Genomic DNA, 15,171 nt, shown 5'->3' with positions numbered 1-15,171 from the left:
TCACGGCGTCAGATAGTCCGGGAGCCCGATGCCGGGGGCCAGGTCCGGGTTGGGGACGGGGGCCTCGTAGCCCTTGCGGAGCGGCACGACCCCGGCCCAGTGCGGCAGGGCCAGGTCCTCCGGCTCGTCGTTGGCCCCGCCGGTGCGGATCTTCGCGGAGACCTGGTCGAGGTCGAGGCGGATGACCGCGGTGGCGGCCAGCTCCTTCTTGTTCGCGGGCCGGGAGTCGGCGGCCCGGCCCGGTACGACCTGGTCCACCAGCGCGTCCAGGGCCAGCCGCCGCTCCTCGGGGTCGGTGACCTCGTGGGCGGTGCCGTGCACCACCACCGAGCGGTAGTTCATCGAGTGGTGGAAGGCGGAGCGGGCCAGCACCAGCCCGTCGACGTGGGTGACCGTCAGGCACACCTCGAGGCCAGGATCCGCCTCGCCGGTCATCCGCAGCGGGCGCGAACCGGTGGACCCGTGGACGTACAGCCGCTCTCCGACCCGGCCGTACAGGGTCGGCAGCACCACCGGCGCGCCGTCGCGGACGAAGCCGAGGTGGCAGACGTAACCCTCGTCGAGTATCGCGTGCACCACGTCCCGGTCGTACGACGCCCGGTTCGCGGAACGCGTGGGCACGGTGCGGTCGGTAGGCGTGTAAGCGGCGGACGGCGACGAGGCTTCCCGGGTCCCCTGCATGGCGGTCTCCATTGCACTAGTGCATAATTGACTTTGTGCTAGGAGAGTATCGGATCCAGGGCCGGGGCGCAGCGGAGATCGCGGCCAGTGTGGAGCGGGCGGTCGGCGCCGGGGAGCTGGAGCCCGGCCAGCATCTGCCGCCCATGCGGGACTTGGCGACCCGGCTCGGGGTGAACCCGAACACGGTCGCGGCCGCCTACCGCACCCTGCGTGAACGCGGAGTGATCGAGACCGCGGGTCGGCGCGGCAGCCGGGTACGCCCCAAGCCGGCCACGACGGGACGCGAGCAGATCCGGGTGGAGGTGCCGGCGGGCGTGCGGGACGCGGCCGACGGCAACCCGGACCCCGCGCTGCTGCCCCGCCTTGCGGATGCTTTCGCGGCGGCCGCCGCGCACGGCGACCGGGAGCCGGTGCTCTACGGGCACGATCCGGTGGAGCCGGAGCTGGCCCGGCTGGCCCGCGCCGCTCTGGACGCCGACGGGGTGCCGGACGGCCCCGTGGCCGTGGCCTCCGGTTCCCTGGACGTCATAGAACGAGTGCTCGCGGCCCACCTCAAGCCCGGCGACCGGGTGGCGGTGGAGGACCCCGGCTGGGGCAGCGTGCTGGACCTGGTCCCGGCACTCGGCCTGCGGACGGTCCCCGTCGGCGTCGACGACGAGGGGCCGCTTCCCGGCGACGTCCGCGGCGCGCTGGAGTCCGGGGCGCGGGCGCTGATCGTCACCGATCGGGCGCAGAACCCGACCGGCGCCGCGCTGACCGCCACGCGCGCGCGTGCGCTGCGCTCGGTCCTCCGGGACCACCCCGCGACCTTGCTGATCGAGGACGACCACGGTCACGGCATCGTGGATGTGCCGCTGCGTCCGCTGGCCGGTGTCACCCGCCACTGGGCCTTCGTCCGCTCCGTCGCGAAGGCCTGGGGGCCGGACCTGCGCCTCGCGGTGTTCACCGGGGACGCCGGCACCGTCGACCGGGTGCGCGGGCGGCAGCGGCTGGGCCCCGGATGGGTGAGCCTGCTCGTGCAGCGGGCCGTGGTCGAACTGTGGCGCGGCGGCGCGGTGGACCCCCGCGAGGTGGCGGCCTCGTACGGCGCCCGCCGGGAGGCCCTCGTCGAGGCGCTGGCCGCGCGCGGCGTGGCGGCACACGGCCGCAGCGGCATGAACGTCTGGGTGCCGGTGCCCGACGAGACGGGCGTGGTGGCCCGTCTGCTGCACGCGGGCTGGGCGGTCGCCCCGGGCGCGCGGTTCCGGCTGGGCTCACCGCCGGGCATCCGCGTCACGGTCTCGGCCCTCGCCCCGCGTGACATCGTCCCGCTGGCGGAGGCGGTCGCGGCGGCGGTACGCCCTTCCCCGGCCCGCTCCTACGGCTGAGGACCGCGCCGGGGCCAGGTGGCGGCGGCTCAGGCCCTGGGCCTGACCTGGGTGAGCGCGGCCCCGGCGAGCACGACCACCGCGCCGACCGGAGTGGTCCAGCGCAGCGACTCCCCGAGGATCGCGACGCCCGCCGCCGTGGCGATGACCGGGATGAAGTACGTGACCATCTGCGCCGTGGTGGGCCCGACCTCGGCGACGAGGCCGTACTGGATGAGCACCGCCAGCCCCGTGCCCAGAGCGCCCAGCGCGGCCACGGCCAGCAGCGGGACGACCGGGAAGTGGTCCGGGAACGGGGTGAACAGCGGGGTCACGACGGCCAGTTGCACCGTCGCCAGCAGGAGCTGGGCCCCTGTCATGGACAGATGCGAGGTGCCGGTCCCGGCCAGGGTGCGGCGGACGTAGATCCAGCCGATCGGGTAGCTCAGCGAGGCGAGCAGCGCCATCGCCGTGCCCGTCGCGTCCAGCCCGTGGAAGCCCTGCCAGGCGCCCAGCACCGTCAGTACACCGAGGAAGCCGAGGCCGAGCCCCGCGACGCGCACCCGGGTGGGCCGGTCCTCGGAGAGCGCGACCATCGACAGGGCCATGCCCCACAGCGGCGAGGTGGCGTTGCAGATGCCGGCCAGCGTGGAGGGGATGGTCAGCTCCGAGTACGCGAAGAGGGAGAACGGCAGGGCGTTCAGGAAGAACGCGGCGACCGCCATGTGACCCCACAGCCGGGCCCCGCGCGGCAGCCGCTCCCGCTTCACGGCCATCGCCGCAGCCAGCACCGCCGTACCGAAGACCAGCCGGCCGAGGGTGACCTGGAACGGTGCGTAGCCGTCCGTGCCCACCTTGATGAGCAGGAAGCTGAAGCCCCAGATCAGCGAGAGGGCGCCGAAGCGCAGCCGCCAGTCGAGGCGGGCGCGGGGCGGGGCGGGCGTTTCGGGGGACTGCGTCCGCGGTGAGGTGACCGTGCTCATGACGTCAACGATGCGGTACGCAACCACGTAGCACAATCGAGAATTTTCACCGGATACCTCTTAGAATCCCTTACATGTTGAACCTGGAGCGCCTGCGCACCCTGGACGCCCTCGCCCGGCACGGTTCGGTCAGCGCCGCAGCCGACGCCCTGCACGTCACGACGTCCGCGGTCTCCCAGCAGCTCGGCAAGCTGGAGCGGGAGGCCGGGCAGCGGCTGCTGGCGAAGAACGGCCGGGGTGTCCGCCTCACGGACGCCGGGCGGCTGCTGTCGGAGCACGCGGCCCGCATCCTGTCGCAGGTCGAACTCGCCCAGGCCGATCTCGAGGCGCACCGCGGCCAGGTCGCCGGCGAGCTGCGTGTCTCGGCGTTCCCCACCGCGGCCCGCGGCCTGTTCCCCGCCGCGCTCGCCGACCTGCGCGGCCGGCACCCGGGCCTGAGGGTGCGCTCCAGCGAACTGGAGCCGGAGCACGGCATCGCCGCCGTCGTGCGCGGCGACCTCGACCTGGCCGTGGTCCTCGACTGGTACAACAAGCCGATGCCCGTGCCCGACGGCCTGGTCAAGGCGCCTCTGCTGGACGATCCGGCCGATGTCGCCATGCCGGCCGGACATCCGCTCGCGGACCGGGACGAGGTGGACCTCGCCGAGTTCGCGGAGGACGAGTGGATCACCTGGGGCGAGGGCGAGTTCTGTCACGAGTGGCTGATGTTCACCCTGCGCTCCAAGGGCATCGAGCCGATCGTCGGGCACCGGGCCGGCGAGACCCACACCCAGCTCGGGCTGGTCGCCGCCGGGCTCGGCGTGTGCATCGCGCCGCTGCTGGGCCGGCACCCGGTGCCGCCGGGCATCGTCATGATCCCGCTCAGTCAGCGGGTGCGGCGGCACGTCTACGTCGTCTGGCGCGCGGACGCCGACCGCCGCCCCTCGATCCGCGCCGCGGTCGAGGCGCTGCGGGCGGCGGCCGCGCGGGTGAGCGAGGTCTAGGGCCTCTCGTTCGGATCAGGCCGGACGAAAGACCCTAGGCCCGTCCCAACCCCCGCATGTCCCGCCGGGTTCCGGACCTCACCGGACCGCGCCGAGCTTGCGGAAGTCCCAGGAGACGATCTTGTCCGGGGTCAGCCGGGCCCAGGCGTGCCGGCCGTCGTGCGGCATCTCGTCCAGGCCGAAGTACTTGCGCGCGAACACCGTTTCCGGTGTGTCGAGTTCGGCGCGCAGTTCCCCGGTCCGGGGCACCTCGCCCACGAACTCCACCCGTCCGGACAGCTCGGCCCCGCGCAACTGGTCGTACTCCTCGCCCGAGTCGACCACGACCGCCACCCGGGGATCGCGGCACAACTGCGCCCAGCGCCGGCTGCGCACCACGGAGTACAGCCACAGCGAGGTGCCGTCCCAGGCGAACCACAGCGCGCTGACGTGCGGCGCGCCGTCCGCCGAGACGGTCGCGACCCGGCAGGTGCGCCGGCTGGTCAGGAAGTCGTCCAGCTCCCCGGGCGTCATCATGATCTTCCGGCCCCGACGCTGCTGCGTCACGGTCATACGGCCCCCTCTTCTCCCACGTCGAACCGGCGGAACCCGCCCCTGGCGTGATCCTCCGAGATCGCACCGGGAAAGGGAACAGGACGGGTCCGCCTGCCTCGTCCGCCCCCGCCTCAGGCCAGCTTGATCTCGTCGCCCGAGACGGTGATCTTCCGGGCGGCCAGCGGCTGGGTCGCGGGTCCCTGCTTCACGCTGCCGTCCTCCACGGAGAAGTGGCTGTTGTGACACGGGCAGACGATCGCGCCGCCCGAGATGCTGGACACGGCGCAGCCCTGGTGGGTGCACTTGGCGGAGAACGCCTTGTAGGTGCCCGCCGCCGGCTGGGTGACCACCACACCCCGGTCCTTGAAGATCTTGCCGCCGCCCTCCGGGATGTCCGAGGTCCGGGCCAGGGCCGTGCCACCGGCCGAGTCGCCGGAGCCCGCGGAACCCCCGTCCTGCGACGAGCCGGTGGACCCGGTCGTGCCCGCGGTCCCTGACCCGGTGTCGACGGTGTCCGAGGAGTCGTCGCCCGAACCGCAGGCGGTCAGCGCGGCGGCGAGCCCGGCCGCTCCGGCCGCCGCCACGACGGTACGGCGGGCCGGTCCCGTTTCGGGCTTGAACGATGCGCTGGTCATGACGTGGTTCCCTTCCGCGGAGCGTCTCGTGATCCGTCCAGGGGTACGGTCCCCGGCCGCCGCCTGTTCAGAAGGGCGACCGGATCCTTGCCCTCCGGAGGTCTGGCGGGCATGAAATCACGGCCGCCGGCCGGATACCGGGAACACCGCCGCGCACCGGCCGCCCGCCAGCCGGCCGGACCAGCCCCCGCCCCAGTAGCCTGGGGCGATGCTCAAGGAAGTCACCGCCACCCGCTACATCACCCCTTTGCGTGAGGGCGGCTCGCTGCCGGGACTCGTCGAGGCCGACGACTTCGGTACGTACGTCATGAAGTTCACCGGTGCCGGACAGGGCCGCAAGACCCTGGTCGCCGAGGTGGTGTGCGGTGAACTCGCCCGCCGGCTCGGGTTCCGGATGCCCCGGCTGGTGACGGTCCGGCTGGACCCCGTACTGGGCCTGGGCGAGCCCGAGCAGCAGGTGCAGGACCTGCTCAGGTCCAGCGGCGGCACCAACCTCGGCATGGACTTCCTCTCCGGCGCCCTCGGTTACGACCCGCTCGCCTTCCCGGTGAGCCCCGCCGAGGCCGGGCGGATCGTCTGGTTCGACGCGCTGATCAACAACGTCGACCGGTCCTGGCGCAACCCCAACCTGCTGATGCACCGCGGCGAACTGTGGCTCATCGACCACGGCGCCACGATGATCTGGCACCACAACTGGCCCTCCGTCGAGGCCTCCGCGGCCCGTCCGTACGACGCCGCCGACCACGCCCTCGCCCGCTTCGCGCCGGACGTCACGGCCGCCGCGGCCGAACTGGCACCCAGGGTCACCGGGGACCTCCTCGCCGAGGTCACCGCCGAGATCCCCGACGCATGGCTGGCCGACGAGCCGGGCTTCGGCACCCCGGACGAACTCAGGGACGCCTACGCGCGCCCGCTGCTCGCCCGGGCGGCCGTCATCGCCGAGCGCATCACCGGCATCGAGGAGGGCAAGTGAGCGAGCGTCACATCCACATGGCCGGCCATGTGACCGAGCGCCACATCACCCGGGCGGGCCAGGGCGGTGACCGGGACGTGTTCGAGTACGCCCTGCTGCGGGTCGTCCCGCGCGTCGAGCGTGGCGAGTGCGTCAACGCCGGCGTGGTGGTCTACTGCCGCGCCCAGGCCTATGTCGGCGCCCTTACCCACCTGGACGAGGCCCGGCTGCTCGCCCTGGACCCCGGGGCGGACGTGGCGGGAGTGCGGGCCGCGCTCGGGGCCGTCGAACGGGTCTGCGCCGGCGGCGAGGAGGCCGGGCAGGCGGCCCGCGACGACGCCGGGCGGCGCTTCCGCTGGCTGATCGCGCCCCGCTCCACCGTCGTGCAGCCGGGGCCCGTGCACACCGGGCTCACCACCGATCCGGCGGCCGAGACCGAGCGTCTGCTGGACCTCCTGGTGAGGTAATGGATCACACCGGCCCGGTGTCCCGTTGACACCGGGTGCCAGGGCTTCTAGCGTCGCGGGTGCTGAAGGTACTAAGCGGTCGCTCACCGCACCTGCCGGCTCCGCCAGGAGCGGGCACAGGGTTCTCTCAAGGGCGAGGAGAAGCAGCAATGTCCACCACTGAACAGCGGGTCGCGGTAGTCACCGGCGCGGCACGCGGCATCGGCGCGGCCACCGCCGTACGGCTGGCCGCCGAGGGTCGCGCGGTCGCCGTGATCGACCTCGACGAGGCCGCCTGCAAGGACACCGTCGAGAAGATCACCGCGGCCGGCGGCCGGGCGATCGCGGTCGGCGCGGACGTCTCCGACGAAGCGCAGGTCGAGGCCGCCGTCGCCCGGGTCGTCGAGGAGCTGGGCGCCCCGACCATCCTGGTCAACAACGCCGGCGTGCTGCGCGACAACCTGCTGTTCAAGATGAGCGTCTCCGACTGGGACACCGTCCTGAACGTGCACCTGCGCGGCTCGTTCCTGATGACCAAGGCGGTCCAGAAGCACATGGTCGACGCGGGCTTCGGCCGGGTCGTCAACCTGTCCTCGTCCTCCGCGCTCGGCAACCGCGGCCAGGCCAACTACTCGGCCGCCAAGGCGGGTCTGCAGGGCTTCACCAAGACCCTCGCCATCGAGCTGGGCAAGTTCGGCATCACCGCCAACGCCGTCGCCCCCGGCTTCATCGCCACCGAGATGACCAAGGCCACCGCCGACCGGGTCGGCATGGGCTTCGACGACTTCAAGAACGCCGCCGCCACCCAGATCCCGGTCCAGCGCGTGGGCGAGCCCGAGGACATCGCCAACGCCATCGCCTTCTTCACCGGCGAGGCGGCCGGCTTCGTCTCCGGCCAGGTGCTGTACGTCGCCGGCGGACCGCTCGACTAGGAAGTCTGGGGAATCACGGACATGACTGAACTCCCGGAGCTCTCCGGCAAGACCGCCCTCGTCACCGGCGCCAGCCGCGGCATCGGTTACGGCATCGCCGAGGCGCTCGTCGCCCGCGGTGACCGGGTGTGCATCACCGGGCGGAACGAGGACGCCCTGAAGGAGGCCGTCGAACGGCTCGGCGCCGACCGGGTCATCGGCGTCGCCGGCAAGGCCCACGACCTCGGCCACCAGGCGGAGGCCGTCGAGCGGACCATGGAGGCCTTCGGCCGCGTCGACTTCCTGGTCAACAACGCCGGCACCAACCCCGTCTTCGGGCCCATCGCCGACCTCGACCTGGACGTCGCCCGCAAGGTGTTCGAGACCAACGTGATCTCGGCGCTCGGCTTCGCCCAGAAGACCTGGCACGCCTGGCAGAAGGACAACGGCGGCGCGATCGTCAACATCGCCTCGGTCGCGGGTCTCGCGCCCTCGCCGTTCATCGGCGCCTACGGCGTCAGCAAGGCCGCGATGATCAACCTGACCCAGCAGCTGGCGCACGAGTTCGCGCCCCGCGTGCGGGTCAACGCGATCGCCCCGGCCGTCGTGAAGACCCAGTTCGCCCAGGCGCTCTACGAGGGCCGCGAGGCCGAGGCGGCCGCCTCCTACCCGCTCGGCCGGCTCGGTGTGCCCTCCGACATCGGCGGGGCCGCGGCCTTCCTCACCTCCGGGCAGTCCGACTGGGTCACCGGTCAGACGCTCGTCGTGGACGGCGGCATCTTCCTCAACGCCGGCGTGGGCTGACCGGTACCGTCCGGCCGTCTTTTTCGGGCGCCGTTTCCCAGCGGAACGGCGCCCGAAACGCCGTCCAAAACGCGCACAGCGGATTGACAACGTAGTCATCGCGCAATCGATCAAGAAGGTCGCTCCAGGGGAGGTTCACGGGGCCGGACGCTGCGGTATGGTCTGCCGACCCTTGGTATGGCAGATCGAGGAGCGTGCGCGTGTTCAACCGGAACCGATTCCTGCGGAGAGTCGCGGCGATCGCGTCCATATCCCTGGTGGCCGGCTGCGGTCTGTTCTCGGACGGGGATCCCGACGGCAAGGGCCCGATCGTCGTCGGGACCACCAGCGCGCCCAGCACACTGGACCCGGCAGGCGCCTGGGACGGCTCCTGGGAGCTCTACCGGAACATCTACCAGACGCTCCTGGCCTACCCGAACGGCGCCACCACGCCCCAGCCGGACGCCGCGCAGAGCTGCTCCTTCACCGGGCCCGACAGCCGCACCTACCGCTGCAAGCTGCGCCCGGACATGAAGTTCGCCGACGGCGACCCGCTGAACGCCGAGGCCGTCCAGCACTCCATCAACCGCATCCGCACCATCGACGCCCCTGGCGGCCCCGCCGGACTGCTCGGCAGCCTGGACAGCGTGGAGGCCGTCGGCGACAACGAGGTGGTCTTCCACCTCAACCAGTCCGACGCCACCTTCCCGTTCGTGCTCGCCACCCCGGCCATGTCCATCGTCGACCCCGACGACTACCCGGCGAGCTCGCTGCGCAAGGACAACAAGGTCTTCGGCTCCGGGCCGTACACGCTGCAGTCCTACGAGGAGGGCAAGCAGGCCGTCCTGGCGCGCAACGACCACTACCAGGGCTTCGCCAAGCGGCAGAACAGCGCGGTGACCATCCGGTACTACCAGGACTCGGCCACCATGGTGAAGGCGCTGCGCGACAAGCAGATCGACGTCACCTACCGAGGCCTCGCCGCCGACGACATCCTCACCCTGCAGCGGGCCGGCACCACCGACCTGCAACTGGTGGACGGCACCGGCACGGACATCAGCTACCTGGTGTTCAACCCCAAGGACTCGTGGACCAAGCAGCCCGCCGTGCGCAAGGCCGTCGCCCAGGTCGTCGACCGGGGCGCGATCGCGCACAAGGTCTACAAGGACACCGTCGTCCCGCTGTACTCGATGGTCCCGGCGGGCCTGACCGGCCACGCCACCAGCTACTTCGACGACTTCGGCGACCCGAGCGTGTCCAAGGCGCGCAGGATCCTCACCGACGCGGGCATCACCCAGCGCGTCCCGCTCACCCTCTGGTACACCACCGACCGCTACGGCTCCGAGACGGCCGTGATGTTCCAGGAGCTGAAGCGGCAGCTCGACGCCTCCGGGCTGTTCAGCGTCACCCTCAAGAGCCGCCCCTGGAAGACCTATGTGGTCGGCTACCAGAAGGGCGAGTACCCGGTGTTCGGCCGCGGCTGGTTCCCGGACTTCCCCGACGCGGACAACTTCATCGCCCCGTTCGTCGGCGAGCACAACGCCCTGGGGACGCCCTACCCGTCCAAGCAGATCACCAATGTGCTGCTGCCCCGCTCGCGCGCCGAGAGCGACCGCGGCAAGGTGGTCAAGGACCTGGAGGCCGCCCAGCAGCTCATGGTGAACGACGCCCGGCTGATCCCGCTGTGGCAGGGCCGGCAGTACGTCGCGGCGAGCGACGACATCTCGGGCGGCGAGCGCGCCCTCGACCCGTCGACGATCATGATGATGTGGGAGCTGCACCGCAAGACGAGCTGGTGACGGTCCTCCCGCCGCCGGCTGTCAGTGGTCGCCTGTAGGTTCTGAGACCTGAAGTGACCGCATATCGTGAGGACGTTGACGTGACCGACATCGCCATGCTGCCCGAGTCCTGGCGCGGGGTTCTGGGCGACGAACTGCAGCAGCCCTACTTCAAGGAGCTGACCGAGTTCGTCGAGGACGAGCGGGCGAGGGGTCCCGTCTACCCGCCGCGCGAGGAGGTCTTCGCCGCGCTGGCCGCGACGCCGTACGACAAGGTCAAGGTCCTGGTCCTCGGCCAGGACCCGTACCACGGCGAGGGCCAGGGCCACGGTCTGTGCTTCTCGGTCCGTCCCGGTGTGAAGACCCCGCCCTCCCTGCGGAACATCTACAAGGAGATGAAGGAGGAGCTGGGCCTGCCCGTCCCGGACAACGGCTATCTGATGCCCTGGGCCGAACAGGGCGTGCTGCTGCTCAACGCGGTGCTCACGGTCCGGGCCGGGGAGGCGAACTCGCACAAGGGCAAGGGCTGGGAGAAGTTCACGGACGCGGTGATCCGCGCCGTGGCCTCCCGTCCCGACCCGGCGGTCTTCGTGCTGTGGGGCAACTACGCGCAGAAGAAGCTCCCGCTGATCGACGAGACCCGCCACGTGGTGGTGAAGGGCGCGCACCCCTCGCCGCTGTCCGCGAAGAGGTTCTTCGGCTCCCGTCCCTTCACCCGGATCAACGAGGCCGTGGCCGGTCAGGGGCACGAGCCCGTCGACTGGCGGATCCCCGACCTGGGCTGACCCGATCGGCCCGCGCGGCCCCGTGTCGTACGGGGCCGCCTGCCCCGGATCTCCGGTGCCTGCGGCTAGCGTCGGTGCGGACGGTGACCCGACAGCCGACGACGGCCGGAGGACGTGGTGGCGGAGCGACAGGAGCAGGCGGCGCCGGACGCCGTGCTGACGCGGATCGGCCAGGTCGTGATGCTGCATCACGGCGGCGACCGTGAGGAGGCCCGCCGTCGCCTCCTCCTGCTGTGGGCGGAGATCGGCGAGGACGGCGCCCCGCTGCACCGCTGCACCCTGGCCCACTACCTGGCCGACACCCAGGACGATCCGGCCGACGAACTGGCCTGGGACCTGCGGGCGTTGTCCGCGGCCGAGGAGCTGACGGACGGCCGGGGCGCCGGTGACCCGGTCAGCGTCCGTGCCTTCCTGCCCTCGCTCCATCTCAACCTGGCCGCCGACTACGCGAGACTGGGCCGGGCCGAGGCCGCCCGCAGCCATCTGGGCCGGGCCCGCCGCACCGCCGGCTCGCTGTCCGACGACGGCTACGGCGACGGGGTGCGGGCGGCGATCAGCCGCCTGGAGCTGCGGCTGGGGGACGAGGGCACCCCGGGTGACTCCTGGGGGCCGCCGCGACAGCGGCCCACCGGCTAGCCGGGCCGGTGACCGCGGGGATCAGTGACCGTAGGCCTGCTCGCAGATCTCCGACTCGGGACTGCCGCCGCGCCAGCCGCCGTACTGCCTGCCCAGGGCGCACAGGTCCGGGGCCTGCGGCACCGGCTGCGCCGCGCCCGGCAGGCCGCCGCCCCGCTGCCGTGGGCGCTCCCGGTGCGGAGCGGCGGGTGCGGGCGGGGCGGGCGGGCGGTGCGTGACCGGCGGTGCCGCGGGCGTCCGGCGCGGCGCGGCCGGCTCGCCGTGCCGCGGCCGCCGGGACGGGCCGACCATCTCCAGCGCCTCCCGCGCCGGTGCCTGCACCACCCGTGGCACGGCACTGCCGTCCGGGCGGGGCCCCGTCCGTTGCGAGGACACGGTGTCCGACGGGGGGCCGGGGGTCGCCTGGCGCTGTACCGTGACACAGCCGGAGAGGGCCGAGACGGCCACGGTGACCAGAAGCGCTGCGGTGGTCGTCGTTCGATGCACCCGTGCAACTCTGCTGGTTCGGCCGCCGAGTTGACACCGTGTACGGGAGGTTGATGCCCCGCACGGGTGATCTCGTGCCCCGTACGGAGGGCCCCGGCGTCCCCAGGGTGACGCTCAGTCGCCGGTGGCGCCGTCGATCCGCTCGCGGACCAGGTCGGCGTGGCCGTTGTGCCGGGCGTACTCCTCGATCATGTGGGTGTAGATCCAGCGGAGGCTGTGCCGCTCACCGGTGTGCCGGTGCCTGGCCCGGGACGGGTCGTCCAGGGCGAAGCCGGCCGCGTGACGGCGGGCCGCGTCGATCTCGGCCTGCCAGGTGGCGTACGCCTCGGCCCAGGTGTCCGCCTCGGTGAGCCGGAACTCGCCGTCCGGGTCGGCCTCGCCGTAGTAGAGCGGCTTCGCGTCCTCGTCCGCGAGGACCCTGCGGAACCAGGACCGCTCCACTTCCGCCATGTGCCGCACCAGCCCCATCAGCGACAGCGTGGACGGCGGCACCGAAGCCGTCCGCAACTGCGCGTCGGTCAGGCCCTCGCACTTCCATGCCAGGGTCTGCCGGTGGTAGTCGAGCCAGCCCTCCAGCATGGTGCGTTCGTCGGCGTCGGTCGCGGGTTCCCGGCGTTCATAGGTCATTCCCGCATCCTCACCCGACGGCGGCCTTCCCCACCAGGGAATTTCCGGCCCCGGAGTGCTCGCGCCGGAGGGGCGTGGGCCGCCACCGTATGCTTCCGGCAGGGCATCCGCAGGCAACCGGTAGGGGAGAGCACGTGAAGGTCGGCTGCATCGGACTCGGGGACATCGCGCAGAAGGCGTACCTGCCGGTGCTGGGCACCCTGCCGGGCGTCGAACTGCACCTGCAGACCCGGACGGCCGCCACCCTCAGCCGCGTCGCCGACTCGCTCCACCTGCCTGCCGGGCAGCGGCACACCACCCTGGACTCCCTGCTCGCGGCCGGCCCGGACGCGGCCTTCGTGCACGCGCCGACCGCCGTCCACCCGGACATCGTCACCCGGCTGCTGGAGGCGGGCGTGCCCACCTACGTGGACAAGCCGCTCGCCTACGAACTCGCCGACTCCGAGCGGCTGGTGGCGCTCGCCGAGCGCCGGAACGTCTCGCTCTCCGTCGGCTTCAACCGCCGCCACGCCCCGGCGTACGCGCAGTGCCTGGACCATCCGCGCGAGCTGATCCTCATGCAGAAGAACCGGATCGGGCTGCCCGAGGAACCGCGCTCGCTGATCCTCGACGACTTCATCCACGTCGTCGACACACTGCGTTTCCTGGTGCCGGGCGTGATCGACGACGTGACCGTGCGCGCCCGCGTCGAGGGCGGGCTGCTCCACCACGTGGTGCTCCAGCTCGCCGGGGACGGCTTCACCGCGCTCGGCGTGATGAACCGGCTCAGCGGCTCGGCCGAGGAGATCCTCGAGGTCTCCGGGCAGGACACCAAGCGTCAGGTGCTCAATCTGGCCGAGGTGATCGACCACAAGGGGCAGCCGACGGTGCGCCGGCGCGGCGACTGGGTGCCGGTGGCCCGGCAGCGAGGCATCGAGCAGGCGGTGCTCGCCTTCCTCGACGCGGTGCGCGGCCGGAAGGTGCTCAGCGCCCGGGACGCACTGGCGACCCATGAGCTCTGCGAGCGCGTGGTACGAGCGGTTCGGGACCGGTCCGCCGGAGCCTGAGCGCCCGGACGCCCTCGCCCACGCACAGCGCGGCCAGCACCAGCAGCGCGCCGTGCACCGGCCAGTCGCCGTAGCGGACGTACGGGGTGACCCCGTGGGCCAGCGGTACCTCGTAGACCTGGGCGGTGCTCGCGCCGGTGCCGAGCCACGGGCCGAGGCGCTGCCCGGCCGGGCCGTAGACCGCGGAGACACCGGTCAGGGTCGAGTGCACCATCGGGCGGCCGGTCTCGGCGGCCCGGAGCGCGGCCAGCGAGGCGTGCTGCTCCGGGGCCCAGCTGCCCTGGAAGGACGACGTGGAGGACTGGCCGAGCAGCACGTCCGCGCCGTCCCTCGCGAGCCGCCGGCTCATGTCGGGGAACGCCGTCTCGAAGCACACCAGCGGGCCGACCCGCAGGCCGTGCCCGACGTTCATCACGACCTGCTCGGTGCCGCGCCGCCGGTCCTCACCGGCGGCCCTGCCCACCGAGGTGGCCCAGCCCAGCACGGAGCGGGCCGGGATGTACTCGCCGAAGGGGATGAGCCGCATCTTGTCGTAGCGCTGACCCGTCGGGCCGTGCGCCCCGACGAGGACCGAGCTCTTGTAGATACCGGGCTGGTCGGAGCGGCGTGCGTCCACGTTGACCAGCAGGTCGGCGCCGGTCCGCCGGGACAGCGCGGCGATCCGCCGGGCCAGGTCGGGCCGGTCGTCCAGATCGAAGCCGACGCTGCTCTCGCCCCACACGATCAGGTCGACGCCCTGCCCGGCGAGTCGCCTGGTCAGTTGCTCCTCGCGGTCGAAGCGCCGGTCGGCGCTGTCCGTCCCGCCGACGACGCCCGGCTGGACGACGGCGATCCGCGTCACGCCGTCGACGTCCGGGCGGGGCGCCCACGCCCAGGCGGCCGACGTGGCGGCGGCGGTGGCGACCAGGGAGGCCACCGCCGGCATCCGCGACTCGCGCACCGACACCAGTACCGCCACCGCCACGTTGACGGCCACGACCAGGAAGCTGAGCAGCCACACCCCGCCCACCGAGGCCAGTCGCAGCGCCGGCCCCACCTGCCACTGGCTGGAGCCGAGCATCCCCCAGGGGCCGCCGAGGCCCTGCCAGGAGCGGACCAGCTCCACCGCCAGCCATGCCGAGGGCAGCGCCAGCAGCGCGACCGCGCCCCGACCCGGTGACGCGACGCCGCCGAGGAACCGGCGGACCAGCCAGCCCCAGGGTGCCCAGAGCACGCCCAGCAGCCCGGCTATCAGGAAGATGAACACGTGCAGGCTCGGCAGCAGCCAGTGGTGCACGGCCACCATGAACCCGAAGCCGCCGCACCAGCCGTCGTACGCCGCCCGCCGCGCGGTCGGCGCGGAGCGCGCCAGCAGGATCCAGGGCACCAGGGCCACGTACGCGAACCACCACAGCGCGGGCGCCGGGAACGCGAACACGGGTACGGCGCCCGCCAGGGCGGCGACGCCGGAGCGCCGCCAGGGGGAGGTGAGCCAGTGGTCGATCGTCCTCATAGGGAGTCTCCCTACCCAGCACTGCCTCCAGTGTGCGCGCCGGAAGCGATCTCCGACAGGGCGCGCC

At 72.6% G+C, this 15,171-nt stretch carries 17 protein-coding genes; 10 read left to right on the top strand and 7 right to left on the bottom strand.

Features of this window, described 5'->3' with window-relative positions; translation table 11 throughout:
* Positions 1–681, bottom strand: coding sequence for a pyridoxamine 5'-phosphate oxidase family protein (locus AB0924_RS19190; RefSeq protein WP_358929909.1), 681 nt, complete (start codon positions 679–681; stop codon positions 1–3).
* 35 nt (positions 682–716) lie between these two features.
* On the opposite strand from AB0924_RS19190, the gene AB0924_RS19185 reads away from it, so the two are divergent.
* Complete coding sequence (locus AB0924_RS19185) at positions 717–2,048, top strand: aminotransferase class I/II-fold pyridoxal phosphate-dependent enzyme (RefSeq protein WP_358929911.1); 1,332 nt, start codon at positions 717–719, stop codon at positions 2,046–2,048.
* A gap of 29 nt (positions 2,049–2,077) precedes the next feature.
* Here the strand turns inward: AB0924_RS19185 and AB0924_RS19180 are convergent, their stop codons facing one another.
* Positions 2,078–3,010, bottom strand: a complete 933-nt coding sequence (locus AB0924_RS19180) for a DMT family transporter (protein WP_358929913.1) — start codon at positions 3,008–3,010, stop codon at positions 2,078–2,080.
* 74 nt (positions 3,011–3,084) lie between these two features.
* Between AB0924_RS19180 and AB0924_RS19175 the strand changes: the two genes are divergently transcribed.
* Entirely contained in the window at positions 3,085–3,993 is a 909-nt protein-coding gene (locus tag AB0924_RS19175; protein ID WP_358929915.1) for a LysR family transcriptional regulator, read from the top strand.
* A 78-nt stretch (positions 3,994–4,071) separates the two neighbouring features.
* On the opposite strand, the gene AB0924_RS19170 is transcribed toward AB0924_RS19175, so the two are convergent.
* Together AB0924_RS19170 and AB0924_RS19165 are read right to left on the bottom strand one after the other, a co-directional pair.
* Complete coding sequence (locus AB0924_RS19170; protein WP_358929917.1) at positions 4,072–4,545, bottom strand: pyridoxamine 5'-phosphate oxidase family protein; 474 nt, start codon at positions 4,543–4,545, stop codon at positions 4,072–4,074.
* 113 nt (positions 4,546–4,658) lie between these two features.
* Positions 4,659–5,162 carry a Rieske (2Fe-2S) protein gene (locus tag AB0924_RS19165; RefSeq protein WP_358929919.1) on the bottom strand — a complete coding sequence of 168 codons (504 nt, stop codon included), beginning with the start codon at positions 5,160–5,162 and terminating at the stop codon, positions 4,659–4,661.
* 208 nt (positions 5,163–5,370) lie between these two features.
* On the opposite strand from AB0924_RS19165, the gene AB0924_RS19160 reads away from it, so the two are divergent.
* From AB0924_RS19160 to AB0924_RS19130, 7 genes are all read left to right on the top strand, one after another.
* Positions 5,371–6,135: a HipA family kinase gene (locus AB0924_RS19160; protein WP_358929922.1), complete on the top strand. Its 765-nt coding sequence runs from the start codon at positions 5,371–5,373 to the stop codon at positions 6,133–6,135.
* Complete coding sequence (locus tag AB0924_RS19155; protein WP_358929924.1) at positions 6,132–6,581, top strand: DUF3037 domain-containing protein; 450 nt, start codon at positions 6,132–6,134, stop codon at positions 6,579–6,581. Before AB0924_RS19160 ends, AB0924_RS19155 begins: the two co-directional genes overlap by 4 nt.
* A gap of 149 nt (positions 6,582–6,730) precedes the next feature.
* Positions 6,731–7,492, top strand: a complete 762-nt coding sequence (gene fabG / locus AB0924_RS19150; protein WP_358929926.1) for a 3-oxoacyl-ACP reductase FabG — start codon at positions 6,731–6,733, stop codon at positions 7,490–7,492.
* Positions 7,493–7,513: 21 nt separating this feature from the next.
* Positions 7,514–8,275 carry an SDR family oxidoreductase gene (locus tag AB0924_RS19145; RefSeq protein WP_358929928.1) on the top strand — a complete coding sequence of 254 codons (762 nt, stop codon included), beginning with the start codon at positions 7,514–7,516 and terminating at the stop codon, positions 8,273–8,275.
* A 200-nt stretch (positions 8,276–8,475) separates the two neighbouring features.
* Complete coding sequence (locus AB0924_RS19140; protein ID WP_358929930.1) at positions 8,476–10,053, top strand: ABC transporter substrate-binding protein; 1,578 nt, start codon at positions 8,476–8,478, stop codon at positions 10,051–10,053.
* An 80-nt stretch (positions 10,054–10,133) separates the two neighbouring features.
* Complete coding sequence (gene ung / locus AB0924_RS19135) at positions 10,134–10,817, top strand: uracil-DNA glycosylase (protein ID WP_358929932.1); 684 nt, start codon at positions 10,134–10,136, stop codon at positions 10,815–10,817.
* A 117-nt stretch (positions 10,818–10,934) separates the two neighbouring features.
* Complete coding sequence (locus tag AB0924_RS19130) at positions 10,935–11,453, top strand: hypothetical protein (protein WP_358929934.1); 519 nt, start codon at positions 10,935–10,937, stop codon at positions 11,451–11,453.
* Between the two features lie 21 nt (positions 11,454–11,474).
* Here the strand turns inward: AB0924_RS19130 and AB0924_RS19125 are convergent, their stop codons facing one another.
* Together AB0924_RS19125 and AB0924_RS19120 are read right to left on the bottom strand one after the other, a co-directional pair.
* Positions 11,475–11,939, bottom strand: a complete 465-nt coding sequence (locus AB0924_RS19125) for a hypothetical protein (protein WP_366911995.1) — start codon at positions 11,937–11,939, stop codon at positions 11,475–11,477.
* 114 nt (positions 11,940–12,053) lie between these two features.
* On the bottom strand, positions 12,054–12,566 hold the full coding sequence (locus tag AB0924_RS19120; RefSeq protein WP_358929938.1) for a DinB family protein: 513 nt from the start codon (positions 12,564–12,566) through the stop codon (positions 12,054–12,056).
* A 134-nt stretch (positions 12,567–12,700) separates the two neighbouring features.
* Between AB0924_RS19120 and AB0924_RS19115 the strand changes: the two genes are divergently transcribed.
* Positions 12,701–13,612 carry a Gfo/Idh/MocA family oxidoreductase gene (locus tag AB0924_RS19115; protein ID WP_358929940.1) on the top strand — a complete coding sequence of 304 codons (912 nt, stop codon included), beginning with the start codon at positions 12,701–12,703 and terminating at the stop codon, positions 13,610–13,612.
* On the opposite strand, the gene lnt is transcribed toward AB0924_RS19115, so the two are convergent.
* A complete protein-coding gene (gene lnt, locus AB0924_RS19110; protein WP_366911994.1) occupies positions 13,530–15,104 on the bottom strand; it encodes an apolipoprotein N-acyltransferase in 1,575 nt (524 codons plus the stop codon). The genes AB0924_RS19115 and lnt overlap by 83 nt on opposite strands.
* Positions 15,105–15,171: the final 67 nt, after the last annotated feature.

The organism is Streptomyces sp. NPDC047869 (assembly GCF_040704065.1).
Taxonomy (GTDB): domain Bacteria; phylum Actinomycetota; class Actinomycetes; order Streptomycetales; family Streptomycetaceae; genus Streptomyces.
Note: the sequence above shows the minus strand (reverse complement) of the source record. Positions and strands in the feature narration are given on the sequence as shown.